Origin of the sequence: Cellulophaga baltica (genome assembly GCF_900102165.1) — a bacterium.
Lineage (GTDB): Bacteria > Bacteroidota > Bacteroidia > Flavobacteriales > Flavobacteriaceae > Cellulophaga > Cellulophaga baltica.
This window is the reverse complement of the sequence record NZ_FNBD01000003.1, coordinates 373,767-391,702: the sequence shown is the minus strand read 5'-3', so window position 1 is coordinate 391,702 and position 17,936 is coordinate 373,767. Positions and strand designations below refer to the sequence as shown.

Genomic DNA, 17,936 nt, shown 5'->3' with positions numbered 1-17,936 from the left:
AAAATAGTAATTTAGAGGCAACTCAATTTATATTAAAATGATTAAGAAAACTGTTTCTAATGTTCATGAAGCTTTAGAAGGTGTAAAAGATAAAATGACTTTTATGCTTGGCGGCTTTGGCTTGTGTGGAATACCGGAGAATGCTATTGCAGAATTGGTGTCTTTAGAAGTAAAAGATATTACCTGCATTTCTAATAATGCTGGAGTAGATGATTTTGGCTTAGGTTTATTATTGCAAAAGCATCAAGTAAAAAAAATGATCTCCTCTTACGTAGGTGAAAATGATGAATTTGAAAGGCAAATGCTGAGTGGCGAACTAGATGTAGAATTAACCCCACAAGGAACTCTAGCCGAGAAATGTAGAGCAGCTCAATCTGGATTTCCTGCATTTTATACTCCTGCAGGTTATGGTACTGAAGTGGCTGAAGGAAAAGAGACCCGAGAATTTAATGGGAAGATGTATGTTTTGGAAGAAGCCTATAAAGCCGATTTTTCTTTTGTAAAAGCTTGGAAAGGTGACGAAGCAGGAAATTTAATTTTTAAAGGAACTGCCCGTAATTTTAACCCTGTCATGTGCGGTGCTGCAAAAATTACGGTTGCAGAAGTTGAAGAGCTTGTTCCTGCAGGAGCATTAAACCCTAACGAAATACATGTGCCTGGAATTTTTGTTCAGCGTATTTTTCAAGGAAAAGATTATGAAAAAAGGATTGAACAACGTACCGTAAGAACAAAAAATTAATTCGTTTTCAAATTTTCAAATTAAAAAAATGTTAGACAAAACAGGGATAGCGAAACGTATCGCAAAAGAAGTAAAAGACGGATATTATGTAAACTTAGGAATAGGAATTCCTACGTTAGTGGCTAATTATGTTCGCGAAGATATAAGTGTAGAATTCCAGAGTGAGAATGGTGTTTTAGGTATGGGACCTTTTCCTATGGATGGCGAGGAAGATGCAGATATTATAAATGCCGGTAAGCAAACCATTACAACACTGCCAGGAGCGTCTTTCTTTGACTCTGCTACGAGTTTTGGTATGATTAGAGGTAAACATGTAGACTTAACCATTTTGGGCGCTATGGAGGTCTCTGAAGAGGGCGATATTGCCAATTGGAAGATTCCGGGTAAAATGGTCAAAGGAATGGGAGGCGCTATGGACCTTGTTGCCTCTGCAGAAAATATTATTGTAGCCATGATGCACACCAATAGAGCTGGGGAGTCTAAATTATTAAAGCAATGCAGTTTACCACTGACTGGTGTAGGATGTGTAAAGAAAATTATAACCAACCTTGCCGTATTAGAAGTTACTGAAAAGGGTTTTAAACTTTTAGAACGTGCTCCAGGGGTTAGTGTGAATGAAATTATTGCAGCAACAGAAGGCACCCTAATTATTGAAGGTGATGTTCCTGAGATGAGCCTTTAACACACGCTTTCATTGAAAAAGCAACGATTGCCAACGTTTTTTTAGAATTTCACAACACTTATATTTAAAATTCTAATGTTTTTTATTAGATTTACGGAACAACAACTATAAACCCCAAGTTTATAAATTTAACAACCTTATTAGCACTATGGAAGCACAGATCAGTCATTCATCTCAACAAGAAGAAATTCAAGTTTACAGAAACAATTTTATTAGCGGAATTATCGTACTAGTTAAAAAACTATTTATGGTATAAATTGTTAATTAAAATTAGAAAAAGAGCAACTCAACAGTTGCTCTTTTTTTTGCACTAAACTTTATGCATAAATACCTTATACAAGCAATTTAAAGCCCATTAGAGAACTTTAACGCCTTTTACTACACAATAACCCTATACTTAGAAATGATTTCGCAAAAAGGCGCTATTACACCCTTATTGTATGGTATATAATTATAACTCATAGAGAATAATAAGCTCCGTTTAAAAACACCAAAATCTAACTGTCAGCCATTTAAACGATTAAAATTGCACTTTAAAGATAGAACGCAATCTCAGAAATCTCTACACCTGATTTATACCCATTTCAGCCATTATAATTTATTAAAGTACTGAATTATACAATATTGCGGTATTGTTAATTTATAATTTGGGGATTATGAGGAATATTTTACTCGTTAAAGAAATTTATTTTGAAGCTTTTAGGAATTTGGGGAATTTCCTAATCAAAAACTATTTGCAGATGTATGCATGGTTTTGTTTTGCATTAATCGGTGTAGCAATTTTTGCGTTCATATTTAGAGCGTCTACCGGTTTTGCGTTTCAATAATTAAAATTTCGACAAAAATTAACCCCTATTGCTTTCGCAATAGGGGTTTTTTATTGGTTGAAACTAAAAAAGTTTATGATTTGAGGAAGGTAATGGTTTTTAGAATAGCTTCTAACTCAAACATATTATCTCTTTTTCTAGAGGCAGGAGCAAAAGTAAAGCCTTCTATTATCAACTTCCTGTTGTTCTCCTTATCGTTTATGATATACATTAAGTAAGGGCCACCCATAGGATAATCACTCATTTCCCAAAGACCTCTTACTTCTACCGCTTTTTTACCCGCAATCTCTGCAGGGTAAACATGTGGCGCAAATATCTTTTCGGTAACCATGTGGTTCTTTTTGCCTGGAATATCTTCTCCTGGTATATAAACACTCCCAATAGAATCACGCATTCTAAGAATATCTCGTACCAGAGTAGAATCGTTTTTAAAATAATCTTCTGGCATAGCATACATAATAACGTTCATAGTTCCCTTCGGAACTTGACGATCATACCAAACAAAATTATCTTCTTGTCTCCCTACTTTATAAGCCGATGGAATCTCTAGATTCACATTAAAGGTTTCTTTCAATACTCCTTCTCTATTAAGAGACCTTCTAAACCGTTTTTGTGCCTCAGTAATTTCTAAACCTCTAAAGGCTTCAATAATTTTACCTGCATTAGCATCAATCTCTTTTTTAATGTCCTGAACATTTTTACCAGATATAACCGCAACCTTTTGAGGCTTCGCATACACATCTGTTTTAATTAATGTTTTATTGGTACTGTCTCTAGTAACATACAGTACAGATCTTGAATGCTGTATACTCCCTGTAAAAACGGATGGAGGCATATAGTTTATGGTAAAAAGAGGTTCTTCTAATGTAAGACCTACAACCGGTGCCGCAAAGTACTCTCGTACCTTATCACCTACTTCTCCTTGCCATAACTCATTATCTATAACTACAGAAAGTGAATTTATGGCTCCAATAGATTCTGGAACATACTTAACACTTTTATCATCTTTGCAAGACAATAAGAGTAAGGAAATGACTAAAATACTTGCTATTTTTTTCATAGAAATGTTAATAGTTAGGGTTGACAATCACACAGCACAAGTTTCGTGCCTAATTTTAAATTGTTTCCACTAATTCCATTCCACTTCTTTAAATTATCTACAGAAATACCCGGATATTTTTTAGAGATTGTCCAAAGTGAATCGCCTGAGCGCACTGTATGTATTTTTGTACTTGCCGAAATAGCGCTTTTTGTGGTAGTCTTAGTACTTCTACTTGCTACACTAACAGGTTTTTTAGAATGAATAGTAAGACGTTGACCAATTTTTAAATTATTGCTCCTAAGATTGTTCCATCTTTTGATATCACTTACCCGAACACCGTGGCGTTCTGCAATCTTACCAAGAAAATCTCCACTACGCACCTTATACCTCACCTGGTTTTTTGTTTCTACCAACTGTGGCAATACTTTTTCTTCAACTTTTAACTGCTCTTCTACATGAGCGTAAATAGCATCTTCATTAGCTACAAACTTACCAATAGCTGCAATAGGCAAACGAAGTGCATAATCTTCCCCATCTATGTAGGGAATAATATTTAGTTTATAAGAAGGATTTAGAACTTCTAGCTCCTCCATAGAAACGTCTACGAGTTCTGAAATTTGTTGGAATGTAATTAATCGTTTTACATGAATCGTATCCGTTTCAAAATATGGACGTTCCGCGTTTTTAGGCTTCAGTCCGTGCTCATCCGCATATTCAAACAAATACATAGTAGCTAGAAAGGCCGGTACATAACCCGCAGTTTCACGAGGCAAATTATTTCTAATATTCCAATAGTTCGTAAGACCACCAGATCTTCTTATGGCTTTATTTACATTTCCTGGACCTGAATTATAAGCCGCTAAGGCAAGATCCCAGTCGTCATAAATATCATGTAATTTTAAAAGGTAAGCACAAGCCGCTTTGGTTGCTTTTATAGGATCACTACGATCATCAACATAACTACTTACATCAAGATCATACATTTTACCCGTAGGATACATAAATTGCCATAGTCCCGTAGCACCTACTCTAGATCTTGCTCTAGGGTTTAATGCTGATTCTACAATAGCCAAATATTTTAATTCTAATGGAATATTGTAACTGGCTAATTCTTGCTCAAACATTGGAAAGTAAAACTGACTCAGGGTAAGCATACGTTCCATCAAGCCCCTTTTTCTTTTTAAGAATGACTGAATTACACTCTCTAAAGAAGGGTTGTACTCAACATTAAAAGGCGTTTTCTGATTTAGTTTTTCTAAACGAAGCTTAAGCGTTTCTGTATCTACAGAAGCTAAAAAGTTCTCATCTACTTCTAGAGTTGAAACCTCTTCATACATTTCATCAAAAAGAGAAGCATTATCTGCCATTTCCTTAAGCCAAAGACTGTCGTATTTAGCAGACTCAAGATTGTCTAGTAGATTGTATTTTTCATCCTTTTTTACAATAAAGTTAGGATGTTCTATAGTGCCATTCGGAGCTACTTGTATGACATTGTTTTGGGTGTTTTTCAGAACTTTTACTGTAGTGTCTAAAGGAATATCTTTAGCTTCAATAATTCTGATAGTATTCTCCTTTGGTGTAGTTTGCGCATACATAGCTGTACTGCACACCGCTACAGAAAAAAGAGTTAGTATTTTACTGTGTTTATACATCATAAAAAGACCTTTATTAGAAAGCAATGGACGAAAATCGTCTTTTTTTTACAAAAATAAAATTTTTTACTCCTAATTTAACCTTTCTAACAAAGGTCTGTTTAACGATAAAATGTTAAATATTATAGTATTGCAGCAATACCTGGTAACGTTTTACCCTCTAAACTTTCTAACATGGCACCACCACCGGTAGACACATAACTAACTTTGTCCTCAAAGCCAAATTGTTTCACCGCAGCAACAGAATCTCCGCCTCCTACAAGAGAGAAAGCACCATTTTCTGTAGCTTCAGCAATATAATTACCTATAGCAATGGTTCCTTTTGCAAATGTTGGCATTTCAAAAACACCAATAGGACCATTCCATAAAATAGTTTTAGATTTTAAAATTACTTCTTTGAAGTTTTCTAAAGTTTTTGGTCCGGCATCTAAACCTTGCCAGCCCTCAGGAATTTCTGTTACAGGAACTACTTTTGTATTTGCATCATTGCTAAAATCATCTGCTGCTAGAACATCAACAGGAATATGAACTTCTACTCCTTTTTCTTTAGCTTTCTTTAAAATTTCTAATGCTAATTCTTGTTTATCATCCTCACAAATAGAATCGCCTACTTTTCCACCTTGTGCTTTTATGAACGTATACGTCATACCACCACCGATGATTAAATGATCTACTTTGTCTAAAATATTTTCAATAATAGTAATTTTAGAAGATACTTTAGAACCTCCTAAAATAGCACAAACTGGTTTTTCGCCAGTTGCCATTACTTTATCAATAGCTTCAATTTCTTTTGCCAATAAATAACCGAAACATCTATTTTCAGGAAAAAACTGAGCAACAACAGTTGTAGAAGCGTGTGCTCTATGCGCAGTACCAAAAGCATCATTTACATACACATCTCCTAATTTAGACAATTGTTCTGCGAATGTTTTATCTCCTTTTTCTTCTTCTGCATGAAAACGAAGATTTTCTAATAAAAGCACTTCACCACTTTTTAAATTAGCAGCAGCAGCTTCTGCCTTTTCGCCAACACAATCTTCAACAAACTTTACACTAACACCGACTATCTTAGAAACTTCATCGCAAATATGTTTTAATGACATATCAGGATTAACCTGTCCTTTTGGCCTTCCTAAATGGCTCATAAGAATTGCGCTACCACCATCTTCTAATATTTTTATAATAGTTGGTTTTGCAGCTTCAATTCTACTGGTATCGGTTACATTTAAATCCCCATCAAATGGTACATTAAAATCTACCCTTACTAATGCTTTTTTTCCTTTGAAATTAAAATTATCTACAGTCTTCATGTTAATTCGTTGTTTGAATAGCAACAAATGTAAAAATTTATGTGCTCCATGCAGTATCCTATTGCCGTAATTATCGTTGATTTAACAAATTACCTAAGATTTCGTAAATACATTATGAAATTTATAAATTTTACTAGAACTATGTAATTCAGTTTTAAAGCATTAGCATAGCATATAATTTAGAATTGATTGTGCTAAAATACCTTATATTTGACCCATGTTATTCGATTCTATTTTAGGCCTATCACACATAAAAAACCATTTGGTATCTAGTGCAAAAGCAGGAAGAATTCCGCATGCACAGCTATTTATTGGACCAGAAGGCTGTGGTACTCTACCTATGGCCATTGCCTATGCGCAACATGTTCTTTGTGAAACTTCTGAAAAAGCAACAGACCAAGAAAAACAAGCCTGCCACATTAAATGTAATACCCTTACACATCCAGATTTACATTTTGCTTTTCCAGTGGCTAATTCTGATAAAGTAAAAAGTCACGCAGTAAGCGATAATTATATACAAGATTTTAGGCTTTTTGTAAAGGAGCAGCCCTATGGCAATTTGTTTGACTGGTACCGGCTCATTGATATTGAGAAAAAGCAAGGACAAATTGGTGTTGATGAAGCCCAAGAAATTGTAAAAAAGCTGTCCTTGAAATCTTACGAAGGTGGCTATAAAATTTGCATTATCTGGATGGCAGATAAGCTGAATATTTCTGCCTCCAATAAGCTTTTAAAACTTATAGAAGAGCCCCCTGAAAAAACGGTGTTTATATTAATTGCAGAAGATGAAGAGCAGATTATACAGACTATAAGGTCTCGTTGCCAAGTGCTACATTTTCCGCCACTTTCTGAAGACGCTATTGCCAATGGCCTTATAGATCTTGGCATTGCACAAGAACAGGCTTTACGTTTGGCTAATGAAGCTAATGGTAATTACAACAAGGCGCTAGATTTAATGAATAATGATTCTGAAGATTTAGTTTTTGAAAAATGGTTTGTTCAATGGGTACGAAGTGCGTTTAAAGCCAAGGGGAATAAAGCAGCCATTCATGATCTTATTTCTTGGAGCGCAGAATTAGCAAAAACAGGAAGAGAAACTCAGAAAAAATTTATTTTGTACTGTATTGCTATTATGCGTCAAGCCATGCTAATTAATTTTAATGCAAAAGAATTGGCCTATATGCGTATCCATGTAGATGGTTTTGACATTAATAAGTTTGCCCCTTTTATTCACGAAAATAATATTATCGAAATTACGGAAGAATTAGAGCGCGCCATTTATCATATTGAACGGAATGGAAACGCTAAAATTATTTTCACCGACTTATCTATCCGATTAACTCGTTTATTACATAAAAAAGCAGGCGTAGCCTAAAACCAACTATATAATGAAACCATTTATGAATAATGCCACAGAAATAATTTTACTAATTTTTCTAATCATCACGTTTCTGCAGAGCGGCGTTGATAAAATCTTAGATTGGAAGGGAAACCTAGGTTGGCTAAAAGAACACTTTTCAAAATCGCCTTTAAAAAATAGTGTTCCCCTACTCTTAAGTATCGTATTAATCACAGAAATGATTGCCGCATTCTTATGTATTGGAGGTATTTACCAACTGCTGGTAGAAAACAAAACGGTTTTAGCCTTTTACGGCGCATTGTTCTCCTGTATCTCCCTCTTAATGCTATTGTTTGGGCAGCGAATGGCTAAAGATTATGAAGGCGCAAAAACTATCGCGGTTTATTTTATTCCCGCCATGTTTTTATTGTTTTTACTGCAATAAAAAAAGCCTCAACACATGTTGAGGCTTTTTTTATAGATACTAATGAGAACTAGTTTTTATACTTATCATTCAACGCTTTAACAATTGGCGCAGTAACTTCTTGTGCTTCTGCCCCGTAAAGAACACTACCACCATCACCACCACCTAAGATAAACGTATACCCGTTATCTTTACCGTATGCTTTAACTTCTCTTTTTACTTTGCTTACAATACTATCCATTTCTGTTTGGCTTTGTACTTGTAATTCTTGCTCTTGCTTTTGCAATTGCTGGCCCATAAACTGACCTTCTTGTTGTAATTGACCGTACTCTTCTTGTGCCTGTGCTTGTGGCATTTTTTGAGCTTTAGCCTGAAAAGCTTGTAATTTCATCTGAAACATTTGAGAAATACTATCTCTCTGTTGCGTTAAAGCATCTATTTTAACTTTGAATTTAGCTTCAACGTCAATTTTTTCTTGATACTCTTCCATTAGCTTTTGATTATCAACAAAACCAATTTTACTCTCTTGGCATGCAAAAACACTAAATAGTGCTAAAGCCATTACAATTTTTTTCATGTTTTATTTTTAAGTGTGTCGCAAAAATAGAAAAGGTTTTGGATTATTTGCAAAAAGTTAGCCCTAATGCGCTAATATCTGATATTCTATTTTTCTGAGTGGAGTCTTTAAGCTAGAATATCTTGAAGATCTGGGGTTTTATCAATCACCGCTTTAGCGTAAGTGCACAATACTTTTATTTTAGCATTTTTTTCCCGAGCAAAATCAATAGCAGCTAGTACCAGTTTTTTACCAATACCCTGCCCACCAAAATCTGGATTTACTTCGGTATGATTGATACTTAAGGTTTTGGGACCTAGCCAAGCATATTCCAAATGGCCAACCTCCTGATCTTCTATCACAGCTTTAAAAACTCCGTTTTTATCCTGTTCTGATTGTTTTATAGTCATAATAATTTTCGTCTTATTTTCCTTAAAAATAAGGTTTAGGTTTACTTTTTTGAACTTATTTTCAACTTTTTAGTTTTTTTATCCTTTTACATCCCCCGCCCTGCGGGCACCCCCTTCCAAGGGAGAATATCAGCGCTAACCATTGTCCCCTTAAGGGGACTGTCGATAGGCTGGGGTATTTTACGCTTGGTTATTGTTTTATTTTCATATTGCCCTGTTTACTGTTGCGGCCACGAGCCTGACGCTCGCGCTAGCGGGGAGAATTTTTTGCATTAAATTTTACACCCGCTAGTTGATAAAGACGAGCTTAAGCCGTGTAGTCTTTTTATATTATTTTTAAATATGAACCACTGTCTAAGTAATCCAAGAATGACAAAAAAGTAGTGTAATCTTCTTGATATAAAGCAGGTTGTTTTTCTACAAAGGATAAATAAACTTTAACTCTTTTATTTTTATATTCTTCATATTTTGAATTGTCACAAAGTTTCATAATAATTAGGATTTTAAATATCGCTACGCCAGGAAACCATTCAAAATAATCTTCCTCTGGGACTTTATTAATAATTTTCTGGTTAATGGTTTCCATAGTGGGGTATTTATTGAAAAACGGGAGGTCTATTTTTTTTATATGGTCCATTATAGCCATTATATAATCTCCCGTGTTTTTGGTTTTCAATTGCTCATTTATCTTTTTAAAATCTTCTTGTTTTCCATCGATATCACAATTCTTTAATGTTATCAGCTCATTGTTATCTGATAAATCTGGTATAAACTGTTTAAGTATTTTGTTGACTGAATTAATCATAATATCACCATAAACATAACTTAAAGAAATACCTTTTGAGGACAGGTGAATACTTAATATATAAGTAAGTTCTCCCACATTTTTTTTTGCATCCAATAAATAATTATGAGGGCGATAAGTAAATTCAGAAAATCCTAACTTTTCTAATTCAACTTGTACTAGACTAAATACTTTTTTATGCTGGTTTAAAATACTCATTATTCTAATTTGTTTTTAAAGCGGTTTTTAAGGCACCTCCCTCGTTGAACAGTTTTACTTGAATAAATCGTACAATAAGGCAAATATTAAAATGGGCAAAATTAGTCCTAAGGTCGTTACCGTAATATTATATACCCGATCTGCGAATATTCCTGATTGCCAACTATAACCTGTATCAATCGGTTTTCTATTATATCTAGCAACAAAAATTCTTGTAGCGATATCATACAATGAGAAAAAAAATAAAGGCCCTAACATACATAAGAACATTGGTATTTTATATCGTATGACCATTATTAACCCCAGAATTACAAGAATAATTGATAGAATATACATAGCCGTTAAGCCCTTTTTATTTTCTAAAAAAATTCTATAAAACATAAAAATGGTGAATGGAAATAACCATATGGTCATCATCATAAAAATTAATGCTTGATTCATTGTAGTGGCTAATTTTTACGTAACAAAATTCTAGGTTTAACAACACTTGTCTTATCTATTTTGACATTTCTAAGTTCAAGTAATTTTTTTTCCTGTATTTCTTGTACAAACTCTATATTAAATTCTATTTCATGATTATACTCAAATTGATTAAAATTATAAGGGACTCCGTCAGAACGAATGCCACTAGGTTTTCCCCAATCTCCAAAAGCTCCACTAATATCCAGAATAAAATAAGTTCCAGACACTAACCAACCTATAGGTCCTCCATAAAAGCCAATTAAACCCATGGTTATATCAATACTAGCCTTAGTCGTTACATTCCATTTATTAGAATCGTCATTAACCAAAACATCTGTAACTTCATAAAAGCTAATCGCTGCACTTACCCACAACATTTTTTTTCCAACAGCTTTAAACTTTGAAGCTCTTTTCATTGCATTTCTGGTGCCTACTTGATGACCTCCTGCTCCTAATCCTTTTTGGCTACTTAGTTTTCTATAAATTCCTTCTTTATTGCGATACCAACCCTTTGCAAATTCTATATTGCTACCGGTTCTCCATGGTGTTAAATTTCCAATATTACGTGCTCCAAGCGCCCCTGCTGTTTTACCTGTTATTGAGACTCCCTTTTTAACAGTGGCATAAAAAGGATCTTCCCAGTACATATATCTTGAAGGTAAAGCGGGAGATGTTTGCTCGCTACCCATTTTATCACCGGTATAAGAATAATCAAATCCCTTTGTAAAAACATCTTTATCCACATAGCGCACATAGGTGTTTGTTTTAGGATCACTAGCACTAAGGATTACTGCAGCTTTATTCGCTGTTTCCCAGTTTGATTCAATTTTTAAATCAATCCGCGCTTCATTCGAAAGTTGTATCCATTTCATCCCATTAAACACTTGATAACCTCCATTAGATTCCCGCACATATTTTTTAGAATCTACTTTAGGCTGTTTAGGCTTTGCCGAAGACTTTCTTAAACTAGCATTATGCTGCATTAACTTGTCAATTTTATAAAACTGACTAGATATTGCAACTCTGGTATTATCAATTTCAACTTGAAAATGTTCTAAAATTGATTTCCCGGAGGGAGTTCCATTATAGGATTCGCGTTTTGCTGCTTGATAACTCCTCTCTATAATAGGTTTTAAAATTTTATCTAACTCTTGTAGGCTGTCTTCTTCCATAAATAAACACTTAAAAATTGTTATTAGTTTGGCTGTTATTTTACAATGGAATATCAGATTTTAAATACACTCTGTAAACATCTTTAGTAAACGTTCAATACACGCTCGTATTGTTAATATCAACCTAAAATACATCACATATTGCCTACAATATAAATTATTTTACGAAAAAAGGCAACTACATGCCTGCAGTTGCCTTTTCTAATCATCAAAAAAAGGAAGCACCTTATGAGTACTTCCTTCTTTTGAAATTAAACCTCTTCTGTACTTTCTATAAACTTCTTATCACGTGTGTTTTTTTGTACTGCAATAGCGGCAAATAAGCTTAAGGTGAATGACATTCCGTAAAATCCTTTTTCACTCAATTCTAAATCGGCATTCCATAAACCAATAACCAGTAAGGTTATAGATGCTAACGCAGCAAACCAGCTTATGCCATAGTACATATCTGTTACCTCTGTACCTTCTAATCGGTCTCGAACATTTTTTTGTACGGATACTGCAGAAAACAATCCGAACAATAAAATGGTTAAGTAATACCCTTTTTCATTCAATAGCATGGCTGCATTGGACAATCCTACACAGAAAGCAAGCATACCTGCTACTAGTGCCACCCAAGAAGCGCCTATAAACGCAGGGGTTGGTTTGTTATCAAATTCTTTCTGAATTTTTTTCTTGTTCTTTTCTTCTCCGGTATCGTTACTAAAATTGTAATTCATACTAATTGATTTTTGATGATTAATTATTTTGTTGATTTAGTTTGTTTCAACGGTACAAAGATGGGGAGCCTTCCGTGTTTTAGAAAGTCTACTTAATGTAATCACTGACGATATAAATTGTGATAAAAATAAGATTACTATTGTATTTATTATCTTTATCTCACTTATACCTTACGATATAATGAATATAAATACAAGCTTAATAGCTACATTAACAGCAGAAGAACAAAAAGCTTTTGTAACTCGCCTACGCCAAAAGAACAAAAGACACGACACCAAAAATGTGGCTTTATTCAAAATACTGGCAACAAACCCTAATGTTGAACATATTGATGTGCTCCTTTACGGTAAAAAGGCCAAAGGCGCCTACCACGCCTTGAGCAAACGCCTGCTTGATGGTTTAATAGATTTTATAGCGACTAAAAGTTTTAAAGGAGAACAATCTGAAGAAATGGAAATTATTAAGCTTTTGCTAGCGAGTAGAATACTCTTTGAGCAAAAAGCGTATAAGGTTGCTTTAAAAATCGTAAAAAAGGCAGAAATAAAAGCGAAACAGCATGAACTCTTTGGGATATTAAACGAGATATACTACACCCGTATACAATATGCGCATTTGGATAGAAAAATTGACTTAGAAACGCTAATCACACAGTTCAAGACCAACAAGCTCTTATTTCAACAAGAAGAAAACTTAAACCTTTTCTACGCAACCATTAAAAACGAATTAATCACAAAAAGTAAGAATGTTACCCAAACTATAGCCAAGACCTTATCTGATTTTGATATTTCTATTGAGAATGGCTTAAGCTATCGGTCTTTATATAAAATTGTAGCGATTAATAACGAGGCAGCTCATATTACCCGTGATTTTTACACCCTACTTCCTTTTATAGAAAAAGTAAATAAAGAAATAGAACACAAACAAAATCTTTCTGAAAAACATTTGTTCTATCACATTCAAATATTGTATTACATCGCCAATTCACACTTCAGAAATAAAGACTTTGAGCAGTCCAGGAAGTACTTGGAGCGGATGGAGACAGAAATGAAAAAACAAAACAATTGCTACTACCAACGTTTCACACCTCAATACACTTTGTTGCTGGTCTTAAACTTAAACTACTCTGGTAAGTACGAAAAAGCCTTAAGGTGTTTAGAACAATTTGATTTTGAAAAACACAAACAGCAGATTGCTTATGTCATGGATTTAAAATTAACAGCTGTAGTTCTCTTATTTCAGCAAAATAGATGTAAAGAGGCGCTACAAATTTTCAAAGAATCGCGGCATAGCGATACTTGGTACGCAGAGAAAGGGGGAGAAATTTGGGTGGTGAAAAAGAACCTAACAGAAATAATGCTTTATATAGAAATGGAGCATTTGGATTTGGTGGAATCTAGAATAAAAAGTTTCCGTAAAAAATATAGCAAACGGTTAAAGGAAAACAACGAACAAAGAGTTTTAGAATTCTTGAGTTTAGCAACCCATTATTTTTATCATAAAGAAACGATCAATCAAAATGAATTTATGTTGAAAGTGAAAAAATCATTACTGACCTCACGGGAAGAAAAAGAGGATTTGTTTGTATTAAGTTTTTATGCGTGGTTAAAATCAAAAATAATGAAAACCGATCTGTATAAAACTACCTTGGAAATTATGAAACAAAAAAATGATAGGTAGTAAACTATTTTTAAAATCTCTCTAAGGCTTCAATAAATTAATATTGGGCACAAAAAATATTTTCAAGATTGACAAAACTTTCAGTTCAATATTTTCGTAAAATTCAAAAATAAACCTCCAAAAAACCACTATAAATAATATCTATCCTAAAATCAAAATCAATCAAGGGTTTCGATTAAAAACAGCCTATTTTAAATAGGCTCTGACTCGATTTTGAAAAATAAACAACTACTAACTCGATACAGGGGCAAAAACCCTCTCAAAAGAGCTTAAAATGATTATTTAGGCTTTTTTTAGGACATATATTAGAGAAGAATACTCCTTAGTCCTCCATGCTTTCATATTTGAACGTAAACCCACAAAAAAAGCCGTTAAAAAGTTTTGCTTACCAGATTTATATTTTTCTGATAATAGGGAAACATAAAATGCATCAAAGACCATAGGATAAATTTTTGAAATTTTTAAATCTTCTTTTGAAAAAAGTTTAGTGATTGATGATTTAGAAAAATGCCAAAGATGTCTTGGCACATCAAAAGCAGCCCAATGCTCTTTATAGTATTTTGCATCGAAAGATTTATAATTCGGAACAGCCACAATTAAAATTCCATGGTCCGATAATAAAGCAGATAACCTAGTTACCTGATCGGTTAAATTGGGTACATGTTCCAAAACATGCCACAAAGTAATGACATCAAATTTTTCATCAGTAAAATCTTCTAGAACAGTTTTTAACTCTAAGCCTTTTTCGAAAGCTTTATCTCGCGCTTTTTTATTTGGTTCTACTCCTACTCCGCTCCAACCATTTTCTTTTGCCACCACCAAAAAATCTCCAGTACCAGCACCAACATCCAAAAGACGTTTTCCTTTTGCATGCTTAGACACAATTTTAAGCTTGTTCTTTAAATTAATCTTTTTTACAGTTTGGTAGATTTTGTCCATCAACGATACATTAGCATCGGTATGAGAAATATAAACCTCGCTATCATAATACGAATCCAAAACCTGAGGTTCTGGTTTTGTAACTAACATATCTAATTCCTGATCCAGAAATAATTCAAAGGTTTCTTGACTAACAGAATAGTCTTTAGTTTTTAAATAAAATTTCATTGTAATTGTGTGTCGCTAAATATTCTTTCTTAGCTGACGAAGATACTTTAAAACTGAAGTAGCTAAAAAATAATTTTTAAACAAAAAGTATTTTCAAGAATTCGACAATACTTAAATGGCAATTTCAATTAAGGATTTATATGTTCCATTTATTTTTGAAAATACAAACTTCTATACTAATTCTTTGAGGATGTAATCAAATGAAAACTTAAACTAACCATCAAAAAAAATAGACCTAAAAAATATTAAACACAATCGCGCAATAATGAAATAAATGATTTTGTATCCTCTATTCAAAAAAAGAAAACATCTTTCAAATTTAAAATTGGAGAACGCCCAGATTATTTCTAAAAAACTATTAGCAACAAACATCGCTAGATTCAAAAAAATTCAATTTTGAAAAGATCAGCTAATTTTCTCCTCCGCAATTTTCTTACAATCTATTCTGCTATAAATCACAAATTATATTGCTTCCAGAAAGGGAGAAAAAAATACCGTGTAAACAATTTTGTACTTACGCCCTTTCACCAAAAAGTATTAAAAAACGCAATAGCAATTTTCGACTTTAACCTTCCCACCACAATTTTTAGAATGCTCACAACATTTATTTGTACAACATATTTAATTAAACTACGGACCAAATATTTTATTTGAAAACCTAATTACCGAAACAATTAAATTGTTCCACGTGGAACAATTTGATTGTTCCATTAAAATAAAAGACATAATTGCATACATCTATAATGAACCCAGATAGACCATCAACCGATAACAACTACTAAAAAAAATAGCTTTTTACATACGAAAGCACTAACCAGAATGAGAAAGATTAAAAACCATTAAATAAAAAAAAGTTGCCGAAACCAAAATATACACCTAAAGAAAAAGCCTCTAAAAATGAATTTAGAGGCCTTATATGTTTTAGAAAAAGAAACGTTATTATCTGCCTAGAAATACTAAAAGCACACTTATATCGCTAGGAGATACTCCGCTAATTCTGGAAGCTTGAGAAATAGAAACCGGTTGAATCTTAGTTAACTTTTGCCTAGCTTCTGTAGAAAGGGACTTCAATTTAGTATAATCAAAATTAGCTGGAATCTTCACATTCTCTAAACGATGTAATTTATCTGCATTAGTTTTTTCTTTTGCTATGTATCCAGAATACTTTACTTGTACTTCGGCCTGTTCTAAAACCTCTCTATTCAAATTGTTTTCAGTCACAAATTTAGCTACAGTATCTATAGACATCATATGGTCCATGGTAACATTTGGCCTTGAAAACGCTTTAAACATTTTAAAGGATTGATCCACTACTGCCGAATTTACACTTTCAAAAATCGGATTAATTTGATCTGGAAGCACACTCGTATCTTTAAAGAACTGCATAAATTTTTCAGACTTTTCTAGCTTGTCCTCCATTCTTCTCAATCTATCTTCACGAGCCAAACCTATTTCATATCCTCGAGGGGTCAAACGCAAATCCGCATTATCTTGACGCAATAAGGTTCTATATTCTGCCCTAGAAGTAAACATACGATATGGCTCTTCTGTACCTTTTGTAATTAAATCATCAATCAAAACTCCAATATAAGCCTCATCTCTTTTAAGGATAAAATCTTCTTTTTCATTAATTTTTTGGTGCGCATTTATACCCGCCATAAGACCTTGAGATGCTGCTTCCTCATAACCAGTGGTTCCGTTTATTTGTCCTGCGAAGTATAAATTAGAAACCAATTTAGTTTCTAAAGTATGCTTTAATTGCGTTGGCGGAAAGTAATCATATTCGATTGCATACCCTGGTCTAAAGAATTTTACGTTCTCAAAACCGACAACAGAACGCAATGCTTTGAACTGAACATCTTCCGGCAAAGATGTAGAAAAACCATTTACATAGACTTCAACCGTTCTCCAACCTTCTGGCTCGACAAACAATTGATGACTATTTTTATCAGCAAAACGATTAATTTTATCTTCGATAGATGGACAATATCGAGGTCCTAAACTTTTAATTCTACCATTAAACATTGGCGACCTATCAAAACCTTCACGCAATAAATCGTGAACTAATTCACTCGTATGGGTCATATGACAATCTCTCTGATGCTCTAAAGCCTTGGTTGGAGAGTAACTAAATTTCTCCGGAATAGCATCTCCAGGTTGCAAAATCATCTTAGAATAATCTAAAGACCTGCCATCAACTCTTGGCGGTGTGCCCGTTTTCATCCTTCCTGAATCAAAAGCTAAGCCCAATAATTGCTCTGTAATTCCTGTTGCAGCACGTTCACCTGCTCTACCCCCACCAAAATTTTTATCCCCTATATGAATTAAGCCATTCAAGAAAGTACCATTAGTAAGCACTACAGACTTTGACTTTATCTTAATGCCGAGTGACGTAGTGACACCAACTGCCCTATTATTTTCCACTAAAAGACCTGATACCATCTCCTGATAAAAATCAACATTTGGCGTATTCTCCAAAGCCAATCGCCATTCCTCAGCAAAAACCATACGATCGTTTTGAGTTCTAGGACTCCACATAGCAGGACCTTTTGACTTATTCAACATCTTAAACTGTATCGCTGATTTATCAGAAATGATTCCACTATACCCGCCAAGGGCATCAATTTCCCGAACAATTTGTCCTTTTGCAATACCGCCCATAGCTGGATTACAAGACATTTGCGCAATATTCTGAAGGTTCATTGTGACCAATAAAACTTTAGAACCCATATTTGCAGCAGCAGCAGCGGCCTCACATCCTGCGTGGCCAGCACCAACAACTATAACATCGTACTCTTTATCAAACATAATTTT

At 33.9% G+C, this 17,936-nt stretch carries 17 protein-coding genes; 6 read left to right on the top strand and 11 right to left on the bottom strand.

The genetic code is table 11. The features are described from left to right. Positions 1-37: 37 nt before the first annotated feature. The 3 genes from BLQ19_RS07380 to BLQ19_RS21760 all read left to right on the top strand — a co-directional run bounded on the left by BLQ19_RS07380 (position 38) and on the right by BLQ19_RS21760 (position 2,248). Entirely contained in the window at positions 38-739 is a 702-nt protein-coding gene (locus BLQ19_RS07380; protein WP_025616258.1) for a CoA transferase subunit A, read from the top strand. Between the two features lie 28 nt (positions 740-767). Continuing rightward, a complete protein-coding gene (locus tag BLQ19_RS07375; RefSeq protein ID WP_074537893.1) occupies positions 768-1,421 on the top strand; it encodes a 3-oxoacid CoA-transferase subunit B in 654 nt (217 codons plus the stop codon). Positions 1,422-2,077: 656 nt separating this feature from the next. Next, positions 2,078-2,248 carry a DUF6747 family protein gene (locus tag BLQ19_RS21760; protein WP_306413743.1) on the top strand — a complete coding sequence of 57 codons (171 nt, stop codon included), beginning with the start codon at positions 2,078-2,080 and terminating at the stop codon, positions 2,246-2,248. A gap of 73 nt (positions 2,249-2,321) precedes the next feature. On the opposite strand, the gene BLQ19_RS07370 is transcribed toward BLQ19_RS21760, so the two are convergent. The 3 genes from BLQ19_RS07370 to BLQ19_RS07360 form a co-directional block, all read right to left on the bottom strand. Continuing rightward, positions 2,322-3,308, bottom strand: a complete 987-nt coding sequence (locus BLQ19_RS07370; RefSeq protein WP_029447470.1) for a DUF4837 family protein — start codon at positions 3,306-3,308, stop codon at positions 2,322-2,324. 14 nt (positions 3,309-3,322) lie between these two features. Beyond that, positions 3,323-4,945, bottom strand: coding sequence for a LysM peptidoglycan-binding domain-containing protein (locus BLQ19_RS07365; RefSeq protein ID WP_025616261.1), 1,623 nt, complete (start codon positions 4,943-4,945; stop codon positions 3,323-3,325). A 119-nt stretch (positions 4,946-5,064) separates the two neighbouring features. Further along, positions 5,065-6,252, bottom strand: a complete 1,188-nt coding sequence (locus BLQ19_RS07360; protein ID WP_074537892.1) for a phosphoglycerate kinase — start codon at positions 6,250-6,252, stop codon at positions 5,065-5,067. A 217-nt stretch (positions 6,253-6,469) separates the two neighbouring features. On the opposite strand from BLQ19_RS07360, the gene BLQ19_RS07355 reads away from it, so the two are divergent. Both BLQ19_RS07355 and BLQ19_RS07350 read left to right on the top strand, forming a co-directional pair. Beyond that, entirely contained in the window at positions 6,470-7,627 is a 1,158-nt protein-coding gene (locus BLQ19_RS07355) for a DNA polymerase III subunit (RefSeq protein ID WP_025616263.1), read from the top strand. Between the two features lie 13 nt (positions 7,628-7,640). Next, positions 7,641-8,036, top strand: coding sequence for a DoxX family protein (locus tag BLQ19_RS07350; protein ID WP_175444410.1), 396 nt, complete (start codon positions 7,641-7,643; stop codon positions 8,034-8,036). Positions 8,037-8,085: 49 nt separating this feature from the next. On the opposite strand, the gene BLQ19_RS07345 is transcribed toward BLQ19_RS07350, so the two are convergent. The 6 genes from BLQ19_RS07345 to yiaA form a co-directional block, all read right to left on the bottom strand. Further along, positions 8,086-8,592, bottom strand: coding sequence for an OmpH/Skp family outer membrane protein (locus BLQ19_RS07345; protein ID WP_025616265.1), 507 nt, complete (start codon positions 8,590-8,592; stop codon positions 8,086-8,088). A 107-nt stretch (positions 8,593-8,699) separates the two neighbouring features. Further along, entirely contained in the window at positions 8,700-8,981 is a 282-nt protein-coding gene (locus tag BLQ19_RS07340; protein WP_074537891.1) for a GNAT family N-acetyltransferase, read from the bottom strand. A gap of 325 nt (positions 8,982-9,306) precedes the next feature. Continuing rightward, entirely contained in the window at positions 9,307-9,984 is a 678-nt protein-coding gene (locus BLQ19_RS07335; RefSeq protein ID WP_074537890.1) for a hypothetical protein, read from the bottom strand. Between the two features lie 54 nt (positions 9,985-10,038). Further along, positions 10,039-10,425 carry a hypothetical protein gene (locus tag BLQ19_RS07330; RefSeq protein ID WP_074537889.1) on the bottom strand — a complete coding sequence of 129 codons (387 nt, stop codon included), beginning with the start codon at positions 10,423-10,425 and terminating at the stop codon, positions 10,039-10,041. Between the two features lie 8 nt (positions 10,426-10,433). After that, positions 10,434-11,618: a hypothetical protein gene (locus BLQ19_RS07325; protein ID WP_074537888.1), complete on the bottom strand. Its 1,185-nt coding sequence runs from the start codon at positions 11,616-11,618 to the stop codon at positions 10,434-10,436. Between the two features lie 251 nt (positions 11,619-11,869). Next, on the bottom strand, positions 11,870-12,337 hold the full coding sequence (gene yiaA, locus BLQ19_RS07320; protein WP_024482334.1) for an inner membrane protein YiaA: 468 nt from the start codon (positions 12,335-12,337) through the stop codon (positions 11,870-11,872). 181 nt (positions 12,338-12,518) lie between these two features. Between yiaA and BLQ19_RS07315 the strand changes: the two genes are divergently transcribed. Then, a complete protein-coding gene (locus BLQ19_RS07315; protein ID WP_074537887.1) occupies positions 12,519-14,015 on the top strand; it encodes a hypothetical protein in 1,497 nt (498 codons plus the stop codon). 282 nt (positions 14,016-14,297) lie between these two features. Here BLQ19_RS07315 and BLQ19_RS07310 read toward each other — a convergent pair whose 3' ends face one another. Together BLQ19_RS07310 and mnmG are read right to left on the bottom strand one after the other, a co-directional pair. After that, positions 14,298-15,122, bottom strand: coding sequence for a class I SAM-dependent methyltransferase (locus BLQ19_RS07310; protein ID WP_024482336.1), 825 nt, complete (start codon positions 15,120-15,122; stop codon positions 14,298-14,300). A 939-nt stretch (positions 15,123-16,061) separates the two neighbouring features. Next, positions 16,062-17,930: a tRNA uridine-5-carboxymethylaminomethyl(34) synthesis enzyme MnmG gene (mnmG, locus tag BLQ19_RS07305; RefSeq protein WP_074537886.1), complete on the bottom strand. Its 1,869-nt coding sequence runs from the start codon at positions 17,928-17,930 to the stop codon at positions 16,062-16,064. Positions 17,931-17,936: the final 6 nt, after the last annotated feature.